We start from the raw sequence: 20,284 nt of genomic DNA on the forward strand, positions 1-20,284 counted from the left end.
TGTGAAACCATGGATGGCCTAGCCGGCCGGATATGGTGGAGGGACTGGAGGTAGGTAGGAAGCTTGTCGCTCTGGGTCGTTGTTGTTTGTTTGATCTCTAGGGATGAAGCATCTGACGGACGACTTGATTGCCGTTGCCTGACCGCGCGGTATCGGATCATATCTCGAGAAGCTGGTCTTAAGACAGGCTGCAAGTGGGCTGCTCGGCGTAGCTCCAATAAAGCAGACCTGTCGAACACGTCGATGGCATTGTTGGATTGACTGGGTTGTAAAAGGTAACCCGGTCTGTTGCCGTTTCCTTTGGGGACGGTGGCGAGATGATGAGCATTGGCAATGAGAACGATTAAGTGTCGTAAGGGCATTTGGTGGATGCCTTGGCATGCACAGGCGATGAAGGACGTGATACGCTGCGAAAAGCCGTGGGGAGCTGCGAATGAGCTTTGATCCATGGATCTCCGAATGGGGCAACCCACCTTAAATGCTTGGAAAATTTAAGACGATCTGCTGATCGTCTTATCTTTCCAAGCATTGTGATAAGGTATCTGCACCTGAATAAAATAGGGTGTAAGAAGCGAACGCAGGGAACTGAAACATCTAAGTACCTGCAGGAAAGGACATCAACCGAGACTCCGCAAGTAGTGGCGAGCGAACGCGGACCAGGCCAGTGGCAATTGTGATTAAAGTGGAACGCTCTGGAAAGTGCGGCCGTAGTGGGTGACAGCCCCGTACGCGTAGATATCACGATTGTCCTAGAGTAGGGCGGGACACGAGAAATCCTGTCTGAACATGGGGAGACCACTCTCCAAGCCTAAGTACTCGTGCATGACCGATAGCGAACAAGTACCGTGAGGGAAAGGTGAAAAGCACCCCGACAAGGGGAGTGAAATAGAACCTGAAACCGGATGCCTACAAACAGTCGGAGCCCGCAAGGGTGACGGCGTACCTTTTGTATAATGGGTCAACGACTTAGTGTAACAAGCAAGCTTAAGCCGGTAGGTGTAGGCGCAGCGAAAGCGAGTCTGAATAGGGCGATATAGTTTGTTGCATTAGACCCGAAACCGAGTGATCTAGCCATGAGCAGGTTGAAGGTTGGGTAACACCAACTGGAGGACCGAACCCGCATCTGTTGCAATAGATTGGGATGACTTGTGGCTAGGGGTGAAAGGCCAATCAAACTCGGAAATAGCTGGTTCTCCGCGAAATCTATTTAGGTAGAGCGTCGAGCGAATACCCCCGGGGGTAGAGCACTGGATGGGCTATGGGGACTCACCGTCTTACTGATCCTAACCAAACTCCGAATACCGGGGAGTACTACTCGGCAGACACACGGCGGGTGCTAACGTCCGTCGTGAAAAGGGCAACAACCCTAACCTCCAGCTAAGGTCCCCAAGTCATGGCTAAGTGGGAAAGGATGTGAGGATCCCAAAACAACCAGGATGTTGGCTTAGAAGCAGCCATCATTTAAAGAAAGCGTAACAGCTCACTGGTCTAAATAAGGGTCTTTGCGCCGAAAATGTAACGGGGCTGAAGCCATGCACCGAAGCTGAGGATTTGCAGTAATGCAAGTGGTAGCGGAGCGTTCCGTAAGCTGATGAAGGGAGACCCGTGAGGGCTCCTGGAGGTATCGGAAGTGCGAATGTTGACATGAGTAACGATAAAGAGGGTGAGAGACCCTCTCGCCGAAAGACCAAGGGTTCCTGCTTAAAGTTAATCTGAGCAGGGTTAGCCGGCCCCTAAGACGAGGCGGACACGCGTAGTCGATGGGAACCACGTTAATATTCGTGGGCCTGGTGGTAGTGACGGATTGCACAAGTTGTTCTGGTTTATTGGATTATCAGGGCAGCGGAGCGGTTCCAGGAAATAGCTCCACCGTATAGACCGTACCCGAAACCGACACAGGTGGTCAGGTAGAGTATACCAAGGCGCTTGAGAGAACTATGTTGAAGGAACTCGGCAAATTGCACGCGTAACTTCGGAAGAAGCGTGACCCCATTTTAGGCAACTATTGTGGGGTGGCACAGACCAGGGGGTAGCGACTGTTTATCAAAAACACAGGGCTCTGCGAAGTCGCAAGACGACGTATAGGGTCTGACGCCTGCCCGGTGCTGGAAGGTTAAGAGGAGAGGTGCAAGCTTTGAATCGAAGCCCCAGTAAACGGCGGCCGTAACTATAACGGTCCTAAGGTAGCGAAATTCCTTGTCGGGTAAGTTCCGACCTGCACGAATGGCGTAACGACTTCCCCGCTGTCTCCAACATAGACTCAGTGAAATTGAATTCCCCGTGAAGATGCGGGGTTCCTGCGGTCAGACGGAAAGACCCCGTGCACCTTTACTATAGCTTTACACTGGCATTCGTGTCGGCATGTGTAGGATAGGTGGTAGGCTTTGAAGCGGGGACGCCAGTTTCCGTGGAGCCATCCTTGAAATACCACCCTTATCGTCATGGATGTCTAACCGCGGCCCGTCATCCGGGTCCGGGACAGTGTATGGTGGGTAGTTTGACTGGGGCGGTCGCCTCCGAAAGAGTAACGGAGGCGCGCGATGGTGGGCTCAGACCGGTCGGAAATCGGTCGTCGAGTGCAATGGCATAAGCCCGCCTGACTGCGAGACTGACAAGTCGAGCAGAGACGAAAGTCGGTCATAGTGATCCGGTGGTCCCGCGTGGAAGGGCCATCGCTCAACGGATAAAAGGTACGCCGGGGATAACAGGCTGATGACCCCCAAGAGTCCATATCGACGGGGTTGTTTGGCACCTCGATGTCGGCTCATCGCATCCTGGGGCTGGAGCAGGTCCCAAGGGTTTGGCTGTTCGCCAATTAAAGCGGTACGTGAGCTGGGTTCAGAACGTCGTGAGACAGTTCGGTCCCTATCTGCCGTGGGTGTAGGAATATTGACAGGATCTGTCCCTAGTACGAGAGGACCGGGATGGACATATCTCTGGTGGACCTGTTGTCCTGCCAAGGGCATAGCAGGGTAGCTATATATGGACGGGATAACCGCTGAAGGCATCTAAGCGGGAAACCCACCTGAAAACGAGTGTTCCCTATCAGAGCCGTGGAAGACGACCACGTTGATAGGCCGGGTGTGGAAGTGCGGCAACGCATGAAGCTTACCGGTACTAATAGCTCGATCGGCTTGATCGTTCTCATTGTTCATGCTCATCAGCCAAAGGCTGATGAGGCCTGACCTTGTCCTGACGCGCCAAGGGCGCTGCGGACGGCCCGCGCCACAAAGCGCGACGGCCTCTGGCCTGTATGGGTGCCACAAGCACCCGCAGCCGGAAAGATCAAAGACGTGTTCAAAACAAAACAGGCTAACGCCTGCCAGCTTCTCAAACAAAGTTGCGCTTTGCCGACCTGGTGGTTATGGCGGGGTGGCTGCACCCGTTCCCTTTCCGAACACGGCCGTGAAACGCCCCTGCGCCCATGGTACTTCGTCTTAAGACGCGGGAGAGTAGGTCGCTGCCAGGTCTGCAAATCGCAACTCAATTGATAAAATCTTCTCAATCACAATCCAACGGCCCAAAGCCGAACAAAGGGCCGCTCAAAAGCGGCCTTTCGTGTTATAATACTTCCGCGGGGTGGAGCAGCCCGGTAGCTCGTCAGGCTCATAACCTGAAGGCCGCAGGTTCAAATCCTGCCCCCGCAACCAATCCTTTCCATATCTTCCAGGAACACCAGCATCAGTTATCGCTCGCGCGAAGACTTCATCTTCGCTGGCGATGGCAGCTCGTCGTTCGCTGAAGCTCACCATAACCTGAAGGCCGCAGGTTCAAATCCTGCCCCCGCAACCAAATACAAAAAAGCCCGCAGCTCGCGGGCTTTTTTGATTCCTGGAAATCGTCAGAGCAGGCGTTCAGCGAACGGCGCCGGAGTCCGATCTCTCACGTTCAGCTCATTGCGGGCCAGGAATTCCGCGGGTTGGATCGTCCGCAATGCATTTGCTGCCTCTCTGAAATAGGGAAGCGTTTGCCAGAGCGTGCGGTCGCCGACGATGTAGAAACGGCGCTTAGCGCGCGTCAGCGCCACGTTCAACAGGTTTGGCTTGGATGCGGCCCAGCCAGCCGCTCCGCGATGTTCGGCATCGGCGCCGAGGACCATGAAAACGATATCTTCTTCCTTGCCTTGGAAGGTATGGACCGTGCCTACCCGTTCCTGAAGCCATTTCTGCAGTTTCGCTGGAGATCCGTGCGCATATCCGTCTTGATCGATCCAGACCGCCTGAGAAAGAGCCCGTCTCAAACTGGTCTTGATCTCCTTGAACGGCGAGATGAGATAGATGTCTGGCAATGCACCATCCCGGCGATAGGTCGCGGCGAGGAGATCGACGATGAAGTCGGTCTGCTCGGCGACGGCCTGTTTGCCCGATACTTTGCCCTTGACGTCGATCCAGGCGCTGTCGCCATAAAAGGGCGATGCGTCGCCGGCCGGTCGGCGCTCGTGCAGCCCGAAGATCATCTTGTTCTGATAGGCGATCTGATTGGCAAGGCTGAACATCGGATCGATGCAGCGTCGATGCACTCTGAGTGGGCTGCCGATCCAGAGCCCATCTGCCTCCTCGCCCTGAAGTGTCGTTCCGTAGCGATTGGCGACATCGGCCAGCATCTGCACCGACGCCCTGTTCGGCGAATATTGGCCTGCCGCCGTGTGGGGTGAAAGAGCCGAAGCGCCTGAAATCAGCGCGCTCGGAAGCGTGAAAACCGGTTCGATCTGCAAGGGATCGCCGATCACCATGACGCGACGTGCACGTAACAAGGCCCCGACCGCCGCTTGCGGCACGGCCTGGCCGGCTTCATCGATGAAGGCCCAGCCGATCGAGTCGGGCCCGAGCCCGCGGAACTGCTTGGCAAAAGACGCGAACGTCGTCGACACGATCGGAACGATCATGAAAAGGCTCTGCCAGATCGATGCAATGTGTTTGTCATCGACGGGATTGTTGTTGGAAAGCAGCTTGGTGATGGCAACGATGTTTCCGCCAAAACCTCCGCCCTTCCTGCCGACATCGGCCAACCAAGCTTCATGCAGTGTCAGCGCTGCTTCCAGCAATGCCGAACGCAGAGCCGCCAGTTCGTCCTGATGCCAAAGACCGTCGATCTGCACCCGGTCCTTATCGAGATCGGCGGGACGCTCCGGTGCGGCGGGGTGATCGAGAATTTCCCCCAGCCACTCGAGTTCCTCCTTTTTCGCAGACCAGATTTTCCGGCGTGACCGCAGTGCTCGTTCGGCCCGGTCATGCTCTCGCAAAGCCCGTTCCAGCGCGGGTTTATCGGTTTTCGCGAGCCGATCTTCGCATTCGGCCAACGCCTTGCGCAGTTCCAGCTGCTTTCGCGCATTGACGATGACGTCTTGCCGATGCTGCCGGGTCGGGTTGGTCGAGAGCACTCTCTTCCATCGCGCAGGGGCGCTGCGGTCGAGCAGTTGTTCCTCCTCCTTCAGGTAAGACAAACCGTCGGCGATGTGGCGCATTTCGGTCGCCAGCATGTCGCATCGGTTCTGCGCATGCAAAACTTCGTCCGCGGCGGCAGCCACCCTCTCGAGCGCTTGGCGGCAGAATGCATCCTCCGAAACGGGCGCTATTTCATCGCGGAGATCGGCATAGCGCGCATATTGGCCGATCTTTTCGCGAACCATCTCGTCGGCGGCATGAAAAGCCGATGCCGCTTCGGCAAAGCTTGGCCCCTCATAGCTCTTCAACCATTCCCAGATGCTCTGCGGCTTTGCGGCGCCCGACCAGCCGGGCTTCGGTCTTTCGGCGATCTCCATGAAGGCGAAACGTTCCTTGAAGGCTCGGCGGTTCCGGGAATTGCCGAGGGCACAGGCGATCAATCCCCATGGGCGGTCGCTGTCGGAGAGCTTGACGACCGATCCATTGTCTTTCTGGCAGGCGATCTTGTGTGCGACCGTCTGCAGATATTGAAAGGAAGACGTCCTCGCGATCGAGCTCCGCTTAGGAAGGTCGCGCGAAATATTCTCCACGGCGGCATTGTTAGAGGAGGCGACGACCATTTCGAACCCGGCAAGGGCTGGGATCAGCGCCGATATTGAGGCGGTGCTCCGATCCGTAAAACCGACACGACGTGGCGAGCCGTCAAAGGCGTCGCGCGCCGTCGTCAGGGAGGAGAGCACCCGGGCGCGCCGAACGATATTCTCCGCGAACATGTCACGCAGCAGCGTGGTCTTTCCGGTGCCCGGCGGGCCGTTGACCGAGAACAAACCCGTTTCCGACAGGCCGCCGATCGCCGAATTGATCGCGAATTGTTGCATGAGGCTCATTGCAAGATGGGGCTCGCTCAGCCAGCGTCCACGGTTGAGATTGGCGGGATGCAGCGCCCGAATGATCGCCCGGCGTCCTTCTTCCGAATAAACGTCGACCCGATTTTCATCTGCCGGCGGGTTGAGGTACCGCCGGAGCGGCTCCGGGACATTGCCCTGCCTGACGCAGATCATCGCCCGTTCGATATCCTCGATAAAGAAGCTGTTCAGAATGCCGATGTCCTCATCAAGGCTGGCACCTTCGTCTTCCTCGTCGGCATTGGCTGCATGATCCTCCTGTTGAGGCGGCAACGAAATGAGCTCGGGTCTTTCAGCCCTGTCGCGGTAGCGTATTTCGACGGCGGCGATGGGCTTTTCCTGGCGTGAGGCAAAACCCGCCCAATCGCAGAGCAATTCATGCAGCGCCAGGATTTCGCCGGCATCGATCGGCTGATCGGTGGCGGCCTCGAAGGATGAAGATCCCAGCTGTCGCTGCGCCTGGAAGTTTTGAAGCAATTCCGACAGCTGCCGCTTGCCGTCTGCAAATGCCTCATGGCTGAGCGAGGAGAGACCAGATTTCCGTGCCCGTCCGAGGGCCCATGGAAGCGTCGAGACGGAAAATGTTTCGAACATCGGCTGTCCGAGCGGAGTAAGCTGCAGGCTGGCAAAGCAGGTATCGCCATCGAGATCGCTGCGTTCGGCATCCTCATACTCGGTAAAGTCGATCGCAGCGCTGTCGAAGTGCCTGCGGATGTCGGCGATCTCGGATTTGCTGAAAACGCCGAGGAACAAGGTGAAGCCGGTGATCTGCTTCTCCTCGGGTATGACGGGACGGCTGAGTACAGCGCTGTCCTGCAAGAGCGTCTCTGCATGCAGCCAGAAAACGGTCCGTCCTTCGCCGAGGACGAGACGATTGGAGAGATCATAAGGTATGAAAAACTCGATTTTATGCCAGAAATCGAGAATGGCCAGAAGCTGTTCCCGTTCCACCCTGTCCGCATCGATCTGCATGACTTCTCACTGAGGAGTGCAAAATAGGCTCACGCCTCTTTTAGCAGCGATTGCAGCTCAAAATCAAAGAGCATGGTGATGATGCGCCCGGTCGCGTGCATTTAACGGCCGCGCAAGCGCGTCAGCGCAGACGCGGCTGCCTTTTTTCGCCTTGCTGGCGCTGATATCAGCCTTGCGATGCGCGGCCTCGGCGAACGATCGGAGACGTTCGAGAGCAGTGCTGGCCCTGCAGGGATTACGACCGGGCGCGAGCAGCTGGAATGCGAGACTTCCGCCAACCGCGCCGGGTTGAACAACCTGCGAGCGTTTCGCCTGCCTCATAATCTTCGGGAGAAGATGACAAAAATATTACAATTTGTACTGAAATATTACATTTACTGAATTATCTATAGTGGGAACAAATATAACCTTGAAGTATAAGTATCAGTAAAAATACAACCGATACGTAGTATCTTATTGTTTCTCGCTCCCTAAAACTAATCACTTTGGGCCATTTCCTTCCTTCTCAATCCGTATTAACATAATTAAGAAATGTCTAAAGAAAAAGGCGATGACACAATAGGACCGGCATTTCATACTATCTTATACCTGCCATCGCTTCATGTTTGAGTAAAGTGTACCGCTAGGGGAGGCGTATATGTTCATGACAGGCTCAGGAATGGAGAATGCGGACCAGGCAAAGAAGTCTAGCCCATCCGGAGATACTATCCTTGTAGTAGCCAAGGCTGATCTGTTTTCAGAATGCATGGTGGAGGCGCTGGCAAAGAAATTTCCAAACTGCGATGTGCCAAGCATAACAAGCGCAAATACGATGCTGGAGAAGGATACTAGCGATATAAAGCTCGTTTTATTTTACCATATACCTGCGCCTGAGCTGCAAGACGCGCTGCAGGCGGTCAGAGAAAATCATCCGGAAACCTCGATCGGACTTGTCGTCGAGGCCATAGACATGATGGAGCCCTATGTCAGCCGCTTGGTGGAGGCAAGGATCATCGACGGCGTCCTGCCGCTTAATCTTCGACTTGATGTTTTCATGGCGGCGGTGGATCTGCTGATGAAGGGCGGGGAGCATTTTCCCTCGGCGCTTCTCAACCGCCTCACCAACAAGGGGGCCCAGTTGGAGGCCTCACTTTATCAGACGAAATCGGTTGATGCCGCCCGCAACAATGCGCTCAAGCTGAGACGCGACAGCATCTCCGCCTTGACGACCCGGGAGGTTCAGATCCTGGATCTCATCTGCAAGGGGACGCAGAACAAGATTATAGCCGACAAGCTGCACCTTTCCGAAAATACGGTGAAGGTTCACGTCCGCAACATCTATAAGAAGATGAACGTCCGAAACCGCACGGAAGCAGCGTCCCGCTTCTTCAATGATCATCCGGTCGGCGATGACGACATGTCCAGCCGTTGGCGCAACTGATCGGCAGCGCCGCGCCCCTTTTCAGGCGTGCAACGAGCGCATGGTCCTATCCTTGAATCGATTCCGATTTAAGAAATATGCAGCGGCGCTTTTGCTTCAGATCGAGGGACGCGCAAAGCAGCGCGACTTCTGTCCGAAGCCGCTTGGAGAGCAGATATAGGGCGCGGACCCGTGATAGGCGACGATGCGGGCTCGTGCCGCAGCAGGCCGAGCGGTTCGATTTTCCGGGTAGGTGTAAGTCTTCGACACGGGTGTCGTCTCGACGACGGCAACATTCTTTTTCGCGATGGCGGCCATGTCGTCGTCAACGACCGCACAAGCCGTTGCTCCGATCGCAAGAAGCGTCGCTCCCCCGGCAAGCATCGCCAAATGAAATGGACTCCAGCCTTTCGGCTGGGCTGCGGCGCGATTTTTGAACATGCCTAAATCCCTCGCATATGACGCTTCCGGATGCAAGGCCGGTCGCGCAGCCCTGCGCGGTCGGCCTCTCCCCCTTCTATCCGATCTTTATTGAGCAAAGTTTGAGCAACGGCGTGATTCCCGTTTTACGCGAAAAAATAGGTAAAATGATTAATCATTTGTTATTCTAAAGAACAACCGCGTAATTATTTGGGATATTTTATGTTTTTAAAGTTGACCGTGATAACAATCGTCTTATCATTTCAATAGTAAATGAGTTATCTGAAGAATAGCCTCGAAATTATTCCTGTATGGGTACTCAGTTGCATGAATATCCATCCGGGTAGTGGATGTGCAAGGCGCCTTAATAATACAAAAGACTAAAACGTGGGGAGGAGTTTGTAATGCGTAGTTTCATTCCCGGCGAAGGCTATTCTGAAGTAAAGAACATAGCGGTGCTCAAGAATCTGGGCACCGCTCTTGTAAATGGCGGAGCCGGCTTTCTTGGCTCGCATCTCTGCGAAAGGCTTCTGCTGCGCGGCTATAGCGTCGTATGCCTCGACAACTTTTCCACCGGCCGCCGTGCAAATGTCGAGCATCTCGCGTCGAATCCCAGCTTTCGCATCATCGAGCACGATGTCCGTCAGCCCTTCGATATCGAAGCGTCGCTGATCTTCAACTTCGCCTCTCCTGCTTCTCCGCCCGATTATCAGCGGGATCCGGTGGGCACCTTGCTCACCAACGTACTCGGCGCCGTCAACACCTTGGACTGTGCGCGCAGGACCGGCGCGATCGTCGTTCAGTCGTCGACGTCGGAAGTCTATGGCGATCCGACCCAGAGCCCGCAGCGCGAATCCTATTGCGGCAATGTCAACTCCATCGGGCCGCGAGCCTGTTACGACGAGGGAAAACGCAGCGCCGAAACCCTGTTCTTCGACTATCACCGGACCTACGGCGTCGACATCAAGGTCGGCCGCATCTTCAACACCTACGGACCTCGCATGCGCCTGGATGATGGCCGCGTGGTCTCCAACTTCATCGTGCAGGCCCTGCGCAACGCCGACCTGACGATCTACGGCGACGGCCAGCAGACCCGCTCTTTCTGCTATGTCGACGATCTCGTCGAAGGTTTCCTGCGTTTCTCGGCAGCCGGCAGCGCATGCCACGGTCCGATCAATCTCGGTAACCCGGGCGAGTTTACCGTTCGACGCCTGGCGGAGATCATCCGGGACCTCACCAATTCGCGCTCCCGCATCGTTCACCTGCCGGCTGTCGTCGACGATCCCCGCCAGCGGCGGCCGGATATCTCACGGGCGATGACGGAACTGGCATGGCAGCCTCATATCGAGCTCGAAGCCGGCCTTGCGCGCACCGTTGAATATTTCGACGGCCTGCTTGCCGGGACGGAGCAGGCGGAGGCTGTATGAGATGCCCCGCTATATTCTCGTTACCGGCGGCGCCGGTTTCATAGGCAGTCATATCTGCAAAACGCTGTCGCGCGCCGGGATGATCCCGGTTACCTACGACAACCTCTCGACCGGACATGCCGACAGCGTCCGCTGGGGACCGCTCGTTCGCGGGGAACTCGGCGATGCGATCGCGCTGCGTCGGACGATGGCCGAATTTTCGCCCGATTGCGTCATCCATTGCGGCGCCAATGCCTATGTCGGCGAATCCGTCGACATGCCGAGGAAATATTACCGCAACAATGTCGTCGGCAGTCTCACGCTGCTCGAAGCCTGCCTCGACCAGGAAATCGATCGGATCGTCTTTTCCAGCAGTTGCGCCACCTATGGCGTCCCCGCCTCGTTGCCGATACGGGAGGAAAGCCCGCAGCAGCCGGTCAATCCCTATGGACGTACCAAGCTGATCTTCGAGATGGCGCTCGAGGATTTTGCCGCTGCCTATGGCATCCGCTTCGCTGCCCTGCGTTATTTCAACGCGGCCGGCGCCGATCCGGATGGCGAGCTTGCCGAGCGTCACGAGCCCGAGACACATCTCATTCCTCGCGCCCTCCTCGCCGCCGCCGGCAGGCTGGAGCGGCTCGATATCTTCGGCACCGACTATTCGACCGAGGACGGAACCTGCATTCGCGATTATATCCATGTCAGCGATCTCGCGCAGGCACATTTGGCCGCCGTCAACCACCTGATCGCAGACGGCGCCTCGCTGAGCGTCAATCTCGGTTCCGGCCGCGGCACGTCAGTGCGCGAGATCCTCGACGCGGTCTATCGCGCCAGCGGCCGCGAAGTCCCCGTCCGTTATCGCGCCCGCCGCCCCGGCGATCCGCCGATCCTGTTTGCCAATACGGCACGGGCCAAGGCAGAGCTCGGCTTCGTGCCGGCTCTTTCGGATATCGACACGATCATCCGCACTGCCGGACCCACCTTCGGGCTGGAGATGACGGCATGAGCCTGGTTTCGGCGATCGATCACCGGATCAGGACGGCGAATGCCGCCGATGCATTCAACCCGGTTTTCACGGGTCGGAAGCGTGTTGCCTATGCTTTCGGCATCCTCTGCTGGCTGGCGGCGCTCGGCTATTTCTGGAGCTGGTGGTGTCGGTCCGCCCACATCATTTCCTGGCCAGCCTTCGTGCTCGTCACCGTCGTGCTTGCCTGGATAACGCTTGTCCCCGCCTATTTCATCCTGATCTTCCTCGATGCCAGAACGATCGGTTCGCGCGTCCTGCTGCCGGAAGGACGCGTGGCAATGGTCGTCACCAAGGCGCCGTCCGAACCCTTTGCCGTCGTCCGCGCCACGCTTCAGGCGATGCTCGATCAGACCGGTGTCGAGTTCGATGTCTGGCTGGCCGATGAGGATCCTTCCGCGGAAACCAGACGCTGGTGCGCCGAGCACGGCGTGCTGATCTCGACGCGAAAGGGCGTGGCGGAGTATCACCGCACGACCTGGCCGCGCCGGACGCGGTGCAAGGAAGGCAATCTCGCCTATTTCTACGACCATTTCGGCTATGCCCGTTACGATTTTGTCGCCCAGTTCGATGCCGATCATGTGCCGACACCGACCTATCTCCGTGAAGTCCTGCGTCCCTTCGCCGATCCTGGCGTCGGCTATGTTACCGCTCCCAGCATCTGTGATGCGAATGCCGCGGCGAGTTGGGTCGCGCGCGGCAGGCTCTATGCGGAGGCAAGTCTGCACGGTTCGCTGCAGACCGGTTACAACAATGGCTGGGCGCCCCTTTGCATCGGCTCCCACTATGCGGTCCGCACATCAGCCCTTCGCCAGATCGGTGGCCTTGGCCCCGAGCTTGCCGAAGATCATTCGACGACGCTGATGATGAACGCCGGCGGCTGGCGCGGCGTCCACGCGGTCGATGCGATCGCTCATGGCGACGGCCCGGCGAATTTCGTCGATCTCGCCGTGCAGGAATTCCAGTGGTCGCGCAGCCTTGTCACCATTCTGCTGCAATATTCCCGCCGCTACGTCATCCATCTCCCCTGGCGGCTGAAATTCCAGTTCGTCTTTTCGCAGCTGTGGTATCCGCTCTTTTCCTCGGTCATGGCAGTGATGTTCCTGCTGCCGGTTGCCGCCTTGTTGACGGGCGAGGTCTTCGTCAACGTGACCTATCCGGATTTTCTGCTGCATTTCGCGCCGATGTCGATCGTGCTGACGCTCTTTGCTTTCTTCTGGCGGGCCACGGGAACCTTCCGGCCGCACGATGCGAAACTGTTTGGATGGGAAGGGCTGGCCTTCACCTTTCTGCGCTGGCCATGGTCGCTGGCCGGCAGCCTGGCGGCCATTCGCGACCATATCTCCGGTTCTTTCGTCGACTTTCGCATCACCCCGAAGGGAAGGCAGCAGCAGCAGTCTTTGCCGCTGCGCGTGGTTGCGCCCTATCTTGCTCTCGCGGGGCTTTGCGCCGCGGCCATGGCGCTCGCCGGCGAGGCCGCTGCCGCTCAGGGCTTTTACCTTTTCGCTGCGATGAACCTCGTGCTCTATCTGTCACTGACGGTGCTGATTGTCATTCGCCATGCGATCGAGAACGGCCTGCCGCTGCTGCCGCAATCGCGCGGCCTCTGGTTCGCGACGGCCACCGGTTTGGCGATCTGTGTCGCCGGCGGCTTGCAGGCGGGCAACCACGGTCTGCGCGGCCTCGAAGCCCTTTCCCATGGCCAGACGCTCATCAGTTTCAGCCAATCGCAATTTGCCGTCGCCGGGGCCGGCCTCGGCGGCAAGACCAGGACCGTGAAGTTTCGCCTCAGATGGAATGGATTCGGAAGCGCGGGACGGGGCCAACAGGGTGTTTGAACCGGCCAACCGGCACGTGTCGAGGAGGAGCATATAATGAGCATCGGATCGAGACTGTATGGCATAGCCCTGGCTCTCAGCCTGTGCCTGCCTGTGATGGCGCACGCTGCCGAGGCCACCAAGACGCCGCCGACGCCGCTCAGCGCCTATGAACTCTATCGCATCTACGGTGACAAGACCTGGACCTGGGGCACCGGCGGCGGCCGTTTCTTCGATGAAGGCCGGCGGTTCGTGGCCTGGACCAACGACAAGGGCAAGCAGTCCTTCGCCGAAGGCAAATGGGTGGTGGACGATCTCGGCCAGCTCTGCATGCGCGCGACCTGGACGAATGCCGAGGGAGCAGCCCGTGCCAGCACCTGTTTCGGTCACCGCAAGATCGGCAATACGATCTACCAGCGCCGTCAGCCGGACGGCAACTGGTACGTCTTCCGCCATTCTTCGGTGCGCCAGGATGACGAATACGGCAAGCTCGTCTCTACGGATACCGTCAGCGCCAAGGCGTATGAACTGAAGCAGCTCCTGCTGAATCAGGAAATAGCCCGAAAAGGAGGGTGAGCCATGAAGAAGCTGACAAAAAATCACCTCTCGGCCGCCGCGATCGCGTTGCTGCTGTTGTGCGTCGCGGGACTGCCGGGCCGAAGCGAGGTGCAATATGCGGGCATCGCGCCGAACCCGGCGGCGAGCGCGCGAACGATCATCGACAAACGCCCGGTCGTCCATGCCGACGGCATCAAGTTCGGCGCCTACGACCCGCATGGGGATTTCGGCGCCCAGGCCAATGTCTCGACCGAAGCCCTGTTCCTGCCGTGGGAAGACGTTGACCTGGAGACGCTGCGCGTTGCGGATGCCTATGCACTGGCCAGGGGCCGCAACCTGCTGATTACGGTGGAGCCCTGGTCCTGGGATGTCGATTGGCGGCTGACCTCGGGCGAGCTTCGCGCAAAGGTTCTGCGCGGCGACTACGATGTCAACATGCGGGCGATCGCGCAGATGATATCCCAGCTGAAAAGCCCCGTGATCGTCCGCTGGGGACAGGAGATGGAAGACAAATCCGGGCGCTTTTCGTGGGCCGGCTGGAACCCGCAAGACTATATCGCCGCCTACAAACGCATGATGGACATGCTCCGCGAGGAGGCGCCCGGCACCGAGATCATGTGGTCACCGAAGGGCCTGCCAGGCCTGCAGGACTACTATCCCGGCGACAACTATGTCGATCTGGTCGGATTGTCGGTCTTCGGGCTGGAGCGCTATGATGAACTTGCTTACAACAAGCACCGGACCTTCTCGGAGGCGCTGAGGCAGGGCTATGATCTGGTCGCTGGCTATGGAAAGCCCATCTGGGTCGCAGAGCTCGGCTACGAAGGCGGCGACGCCTATATGAGGCCCTGGATCGAAACCGCGACCTTGAAACAGAGCGCCTTCCCGAACCTTCGGGAAGTGGTCTATTTCAATGACCGGGACGTGCATGCCTGGCCGTTCAATCTCGGCCGGCCTGACTGGCGCGTGGTCGAGAGCTTGGCGGACAACTGATGTTGCTTAACGAGGGAGAGGCCCGCCGGGGTTTTGCGGCCCTCTCCTCTCATATAAGGCAAGCGATCATCCCTTGAGCGTTGCCTTACCCTCTTCGACGAGCCGGGTCGCCGCATCGGCGGGCGAGGTCCGTTCGAAGGCGAGTTCGTCGCAGATCGGGCGCAGCACGCGCTGGTCGAATTGGGTTGCACCCATCGGCACCGGCGGCGGATATTCGCCGACCTGATCCTTGAGCATGTTGACGTATTTGACCGTCTCCTGCTCCGTCGGGTTCAGCTGCGGCAGAATGGCCTCACGCACGGCCGGTGACATCGGCACGCCACGCTCGACGCCGAGAATCTTGCCGGCTTCGATGTCGTTGACGAAGAAGTCGATGAATTTCGCGGCCGCTTCGCCGTTCTTCGTCGTGGCGCCGACGCTCCAGATCAGCGCAGGGCGGTAATAGTGGCCGGACGGCCCGCCCTTCTTTTCCCGCGGCAGCATGGTGATGCCGATTTTGTTCTTGATGATCAGCTGATAACCGATCATCTGGTTGGAATAGGCCATGCCGATCACCGATTTGCCGAGACCGAGGGCGTTGGTGTCAATGGTGTTTTGATCGAGCGTCTGGACGTCGGCAGCAACCGTGCCTCCCGCCTTGCGCAGCTTCTCCCAGTAGTCGAACCACTCCGTGGCATCGTCGGCCGTGAAACCGAGCCCCACCGTTTCCTTGGCAAAGAGGCTTTTGCCCCGCTGGCGCAGCCAGGCGTCGAACACATAGGCGTAGCGTGCCGCGTAGGGGCCGCCTGCCTTGCCCGAGGACTTGGAGAGTTCCACCGCGAGTTTGGCATATTCATCCCATGTCAGGTCGGGTGTTGGCACCGGAATGCCTGCCTTTTCGAATTCCACCGTGTCGAAGAACATTGAGAAAGAGTTGAGGCCGAGGCCGACACCATAGAGTTTCCCGTCGATGGTGGTCAGTTTCAGAACGTCGGCGCCGAAGGACTGGACCTTCAAGGTCGAGGGGACGAATTCGTCGAGCGGCATGCAGGCGCCGCGCTTGGAATAATCGGAGATCGTTCCCGGCTCGAGCTGAAAGACGTCAGCGATCGAGCGGCCGGCCATCTGCGTGGCGAGCTTCGTCCAGTAGCCGTCGCCCGAAAGCGATTCACCGACGATCGTGACACCGGGTGTTTTCGACTGGTAGAGTTTGGCGACATCGAGCGTCCGCTTGGCGCGGTCGTTCGACCCCCACCACATGGCTCGCAGCTGCGTGTCTTCGGCAAAGGCCGGGATGGCGCCTCCGGCGCCAAAGGCAAGGCCGGCGGCTACACCGGCTGAACCCATCAGAAATGAACGGCGATTGACCTGCATGATATCCTCCCTTGTCCCAATTTGTCCGCTGCCATCCTCCATGGCGTTGTCGGATTTTCGCGAGACAGGTTACGCAAAAAAGAATTTATTGCAAGAAATAACGTTTGTATTGCAAATTTGCGTGATTTGCATAAAGTTTGCCTATGAGCGATGAAAAAGTCAGACGGCTGCGACAGGCCGACATAGCCACATTAGCGGGCGTCTCCGTCTCGACGGTGTCGCGCGTGCTCGCCAACGAACCGGGGATCAGCGAGACCGTCCGGCGGCAGATATTGAAGGTGGCCGGCGAACACGGTTATCCCGTCAAGCCTGCTGCCGAAGCCATTGCCGGCGGGCTGGCGCTGATTGCTAGCGACGGCGTCACCGGCGGGCTCAGCGTCTTCTATGAAGCGATCGTCGACGGCTTGCGCACCGGAGCCGCCGAAGCGGGCATGCCTTTCGAAATTCGGCTGGTCCGCGAGGATCGGATCACGCCGGCTGCCGTGCGCGACTATATGCAGGCCGCGGGGGCTGCGGGTCTTTTTCTCGTCGGCATCGACCCCATCGAAAGCTTGCGCGACTGGCTGCAGGCCACCACGACACCGACCGTGCTTGTCAACGGCACCGATCCCAGGATGCAGTTCGACGGTGTTTCGCCGGCTAATTTCTTCGGTGCCTATGAGGCGGCCAGCCGGCTGACCCGGGCCGGCCATCGCCGTATCCTGCATGTGAGCGGCTCTCACCGCCATACGATTCGCGAGCGCATTCGTGGCTTCGAGGCGGCGATCGCCGCCGTCCCCGGCGCCGAAGGACGATTCGTTTCGCTGGCGCTCCAGGGCAGCGCAAGCCGCGAGGCCCACGAACGCACCGCGGCAATCCTTGCCGAGAATGCCGGCTTCACCGCGGCGTTCTGCATGAATGATTTCATTGCCGTCGGCGTTTTGGAGGCGGTCACCGAGGCCGGCCTGCGGGTGCCCGAGGATTTCGCGATTATCGGTTTTGATGATCTGCCCTGCGCATTGATGACCAATCCGCGGCTTTCCACCATGCGCGTCGACCGTGCCGCTCTCGGGCGCGAGGCCGTGTCGCTGATGCTGACCCGGTTCCGCAACCGAACAGCGGCTGCGCGCCACATCTGCCAGGCGGTCGTTCCCGTTCCGGGGGGGACCGTTGCCAATGCCGAGAACCCGTAAGAGGTGCCGATGACCTATGATCCTGCCAGCGCCAATCCGCTTGCCGGCAATCCGCTGGAAACCCGCGCCGATATGAGCCGCGCTCTGCTCGCTCTCTTCGATCCGCTACTTCCCTGTTTTTCGCAGGGCAATGCTCGAGTCAGGCTCAGTGGCGCAGCCGCCCATTTCGATCGGGCGGCGGCCGATCTCGAGGGTTTTGCCCGCCCGCTCTGGGGATTGGCGCCTTTTGGCGCCGGGGGTGGCGACTTCGCCCATTGGCATCGATTTGCCGAAGGTCTCGCAAACGGCACCGACCCCGCCCATCCCGAATATTGGGGAACAGTCAATGGCCGGGATCAGCGGATGGTCGAGCTTGCTGCCCTCGGCTTTGCCCTGGCGCTGGTGCCGGAAAAGATCTGGGGGCCGCTCGATGCGCGCGCCCGCAGCAATGTCGTCGCCTATCTCAAACATGCCAGAGAGTTCGACTATGCCGATAACAACTGGAAATTTTTCCGCATCTTCGTCGATATCGCCCTCGATCGTCTCGGCGTCGATTTCGACCGCAGCCTGACGCGGCAATATCTGCAGGAGCTCGAAGGTTTCTATATCGGTGACGGCTGGTATCGCGACGGAAACGTGCGTCGTATCGACCACTACATTCCTTTTGCCATGCATTTCTATGGGCTGATCTATTCGAAGCTCGTCGATGACGATTATGCGAAGCGCTATCGCGAGCGCGCCATCCTCTTCGCCCGGGATTTCCGCCACTGGTTTGCCGCCGACGGCGCGACGATCCCCTTCGGCCGCAGCCTGACCTATCGCTTTGCCTGCGCCGGCTTCTGGTCGGCGCTCGCCTTTGCCGATGTCGAGGCTTTGCCTTGGGGCGAGGTCAAGCATCTCTGCTTGCAGCATCTGCGCTGGTGGAGGGACAAGCCGATTGCCGACCGCGACGGCGTTCTCTCGATTGGTTTCGGCTACCCGAACCTGCTGATGTCGGAGAGCTACAATTCCGCCGGCTCGCCCTATTGGGCCTTGAAGGCCTTCCTGCCGCTGGCGATCGCGGAGAACCATCCCTTCTGGAGCGCCTGCGAGAAGGCGCCGGAGCAGGCGCCTGAGGTCGTTCCCCAGCGCCATCCCGGCGTGGTTCTCATGCAGGCGGGCCGCGATGTCGTGGCTCTTTCTTCCGGCCAGGAAAACCTGCAGATGCGTTTCGGCACCGAGAAATACGCAAAATTCGCCTATTCCACGCGGTACGGCTTCAGCGTCGAGTCCGACGAACGCGGCTTTGCGCTTGCCGCCTTCGATTCCATGCTGGCCTTCAGCGATGACGGCCTGCACTACCGCGTGCGTGAAACGAATGAGGAGGCCCGGCTCGCGGGTGATGTGCTTCATTCGAAATGGTCGCCCTTCCCCAATGCCGAAGTCGAAACTTGGCTCGTGCCCGCCGCCCCCTGGCATATCCGCCTCCACCGGATCAGGTCGGGCCGGCCGCTGCGGATTGCCGAAGGCGGCTTTGCCATCGGCCGCCGCGACTTCGAGCAGGATCGGCTGTCGGCCTCGGAGGGGGCGGCCTATGCGATCGGCGAAGCCGATTTCACCGGCATTCTCGACCTCGGCTCTTCGATCAAACGTGTCGGACTTGCCCAAAAGGCCCAGCCGAACACCAATGTGATCGTCGCCAAGACCATCGTGCCGCAACTGCGCGGGCAGATTCCGGCCGGCGAGACCATTCTGGTGACGGCGGTGCTGGCGCTCGCCGATCCCGCCGCTGTTTCGTCAGCCTGGACACGGCCGCCGAAAGCGCCTGATATTGCGGCGCTGGAGGCCCTGGTGCGGGAAAAGGGCGTGACCGTCAGCGCCATCGAAGCGCCGGGTCAGATGCCATGAGCCGTCCGGCCATCGTCCTTGCCATGGAGCCGTCGCGCACGGAACATGTCCTGCCCGATGAGATCCTGCGCCGGCTCGATGCCATCGGCCGCCTTCTCGATCCCGAGCCGCTGCAGCGCCTCGACGACGCGCGGGCAAGGCGCCTGCTTTCAGAAGCGGAGATCCTGATTACCGGCTGGGGTGCGCCCTATGTCGGGCCTGAGATTCCGGCTGCCGCGCCGCGACTTCGCCTCATCGTCCATGCGGCGGGCACGGTGAAGGGTATCATCGATGACGCCATCTTCGAAGCCGGCATAGCGGTCAGCCACGCGGCCGAGGCCAATGCCGTGCCCGTTGCCGAGTTCACGCTTGCCGCGATTATTTTCGCCGGCAAACGTGCCTTCCGTTTCCGCGACCTCTACGTCGGCGACCGCAACCGCGATCGGACCTATCCGATGCAGCGGGAAGCGATCGGCAATTATGGACGAACCCTCGGCATCGTCGGCGCCTCGCGCATCGGCCGACGGGTGATCGAACTCCTGAAACCCTTCGACTACAGGCTGCTGCTGTTCGATCCCATGCTCGATGCCGCCGAAGCAGCCGGTCTCGGAGCGGAAAAGGTCGATCTCGACGATTTGATGCGGCGCGCGGATATCGTTTCCCTGCACGCGCCGTCACTGCCGTCGACGCAGCATATGATCGATGCGCGAAGACTGTCGCTGATGAAGGACGGGGCAACGCTCATCAACACCGCGCGCGGCATCCTCATCGATGAGGCCGCGTTGCTTTCGGAGCTGAAGACCGGCCGCATCGATGCGGTCATCGACGTCACCGATCCGGAAATTCCGGAGGCGGGCTCGCTCTTCTACGATCTGCCGAATGTTTTCCTGACACCGCACATCGCCGGCGCCATCGGCCTGGAACGGGCGCGTCTCGGCGCGATGGCGACGGATGAGGTCGAGCGTTTTACGACCGGCCGGCCGTTGCTCTACCAGATCCGCCGCCAGGATCTCGAAAATATCGCCTGACGCAACCA

The 20,284-nt window shown here is 59.0% G+C and carries 12 protein-coding genes, 1 tRNA gene and 2 rRNA genes; 12 read left to right on the top strand and 3 right to left on the bottom strand.

The window, feature by feature from the left end; all coding sequences use genetic code 11:
* The first annotated feature begins 341 nt into the window (after positions 1–341).
* The 3 genes from AMK02_RS00320 to AMK02_RS00330 all read left to right on the top strand — a co-directional run bounded on the left by AMK02_RS00320 (position 342) and on the right by AMK02_RS00330 (position 3,650).
* Positions 342–3,142 (top strand): 23S ribosomal RNA (locus tag AMK02_RS00320).
* A 212-nt stretch (positions 3,143–3,354) separates the two neighbouring features.
* A 5S ribosomal RNA gene (gene rrf / locus AMK02_RS00325) occupies positions 3,355–3,469 on the top strand.
* Positions 3,470–3,573: 104 nt separating this feature from the next.
* A tRNA-Met gene (locus AMK02_RS00330) sits at positions 3,574–3,650 on the top strand.
* A gap of 191 nt (positions 3,651–3,841) precedes the next feature.
* Here AMK02_RS00330 and AMK02_RS00335 read toward each other — a convergent pair.
* Positions 3,842–7,261, bottom strand: a complete 3,420-nt coding sequence (locus AMK02_RS00335) for a DEAD/DEAH box helicase (protein ID WP_064800172.1) — start codon at positions 7,259–7,261, stop codon at positions 3,842–3,844.
* Positions 7,262–7,898: 637 nt separating this feature from the next.
* Between AMK02_RS00335 and AMK02_RS00345 the strand changes: the two genes are divergently transcribed.
* A complete protein-coding gene (locus tag AMK02_RS00345; protein WP_064800174.1) occupies positions 7,899–8,681 on the top strand; it encodes a helix-turn-helix transcriptional regulator in 783 nt (260 codons plus the stop codon).
* Between the two features lie 96 nt (positions 8,682–8,777).
* On the opposite strand, the gene AMK02_RS00350 is transcribed toward AMK02_RS00345, so the two are convergent.
* Positions 8,778–9,101 (bottom strand): hypothetical protein, encoded by a 324-nt coding sequence (locus tag AMK02_RS00350; RefSeq protein WP_064800175.1) that lies wholly within the window; start codon positions 9,099–9,101, stop codon positions 8,778–8,780.
* Positions 9,102–9,484: 383 nt separating this feature from the next.
* Between AMK02_RS00350 and AMK02_RS00355 the strand changes: the two genes are divergently transcribed.
* The 5 genes from AMK02_RS00355 to AMK02_RS00375 are packed head-to-tail and all read left to right on the top strand — an operon-like array spanning position 9,485 to position 14,878.
* A complete protein-coding gene (locus AMK02_RS00355) occupies positions 9,485–10,507 on the top strand; it encodes a UDP-glucuronic acid decarboxylase family protein (RefSeq protein WP_064800176.1) in 1,023 nt (340 codons plus the stop codon).
* 1 nt (position 10,508) lies between these two features.
* Positions 10,509–11,492 carry a UDP-glucose 4-epimerase GalE gene (galE, locus tag AMK02_RS00360; protein WP_064800177.1) on the top strand — a complete coding sequence of 328 codons (984 nt, stop codon included), beginning with the start codon at positions 10,509–10,511 and terminating at the stop codon, positions 11,490–11,492.
* Positions 11,489–13,348, top strand: coding sequence for a glycosyltransferase family 2 protein (locus AMK02_RS00365; RefSeq protein ID WP_064800178.1), 1,860 nt, complete (start codon positions 11,489–11,491; stop codon positions 13,346–13,348). The genes galE and AMK02_RS00365 overlap by 4 nt, the downstream gene beginning before the upstream one ends.
* A gap of 36 nt (positions 13,349–13,384) precedes the next feature.
* Positions 13,385–13,903 (top strand): DUF995 domain-containing protein, encoded by a 519-nt coding sequence (locus AMK02_RS00370; RefSeq protein ID WP_064800179.1) that lies wholly within the window; start codon positions 13,385–13,387, stop codon positions 13,901–13,903.
* 3 nt (positions 13,904–13,906) lie between these two features.
* Positions 13,907–14,878: a glycoside hydrolase family 26 protein gene (locus AMK02_RS00375; RefSeq protein WP_064800180.1), complete on the top strand. Its 972-nt coding sequence runs from the start codon at positions 13,907–13,909 to the stop codon at positions 14,876–14,878.
* Positions 14,879–14,944: 66 nt separating this feature from the next.
* Here AMK02_RS00375 and AMK02_RS00380 read toward each other — a convergent pair whose 3' ends face one another.
* The gene (locus tag AMK02_RS00380; protein ID WP_064800181.1) at positions 14,945–16,231 is read right to left on the bottom strand and encodes an ABC transporter substrate-binding protein; all 1,287 of its coding nucleotides are present in this window, start codon (positions 16,229–16,231) and stop codon (positions 14,945–14,947) included.
* A gap of 143 nt (positions 16,232–16,374) precedes the next feature.
* Between AMK02_RS00380 and AMK02_RS00385 the strand changes: the two genes are divergently transcribed.
* Genes AMK02_RS00385 through AMK02_RS00395 form a run of 3 tightly spaced genes read left to right on the top strand, consistent with a single transcriptional unit; the run spans position 16,375 to position 20,276 of the window.
* Positions 16,375–17,403, top strand: a complete 1,029-nt coding sequence (locus AMK02_RS00385) for a LacI family DNA-binding transcriptional regulator (protein WP_064800182.1) — start codon at positions 16,375–16,377, stop codon at positions 17,401–17,403.
* Between the two features lie 9 nt (positions 17,404–17,412).
* A complete protein-coding gene (locus AMK02_RS00390; RefSeq protein WP_064800183.1) occupies positions 17,413–19,269 on the top strand; it encodes a DUF2264 domain-containing protein in 1,857 nt (618 codons plus the stop codon).
* On the top strand, positions 19,266–20,276 hold the full coding sequence (locus AMK02_RS00395; RefSeq protein ID WP_064800184.1) for a hydroxyacid dehydrogenase: 1,011 nt from the start codon (positions 19,266–19,268) through the stop codon (positions 20,274–20,276). The genes AMK02_RS00390 and AMK02_RS00395 overlap by 4 nt, the downstream gene beginning before the upstream one ends.
* Positions 20,277–20,284: the final 8 nt, after the last annotated feature.

It is taken from the genome of Rhizobium sp. N731 (assembly GCF_001664145.1).
Taxonomy (GTDB): Bacteria; Pseudomonadota; Alphaproteobacteria; order Rhizobiales; family Rhizobiaceae; genus Rhizobium; species Rhizobium esperanzae.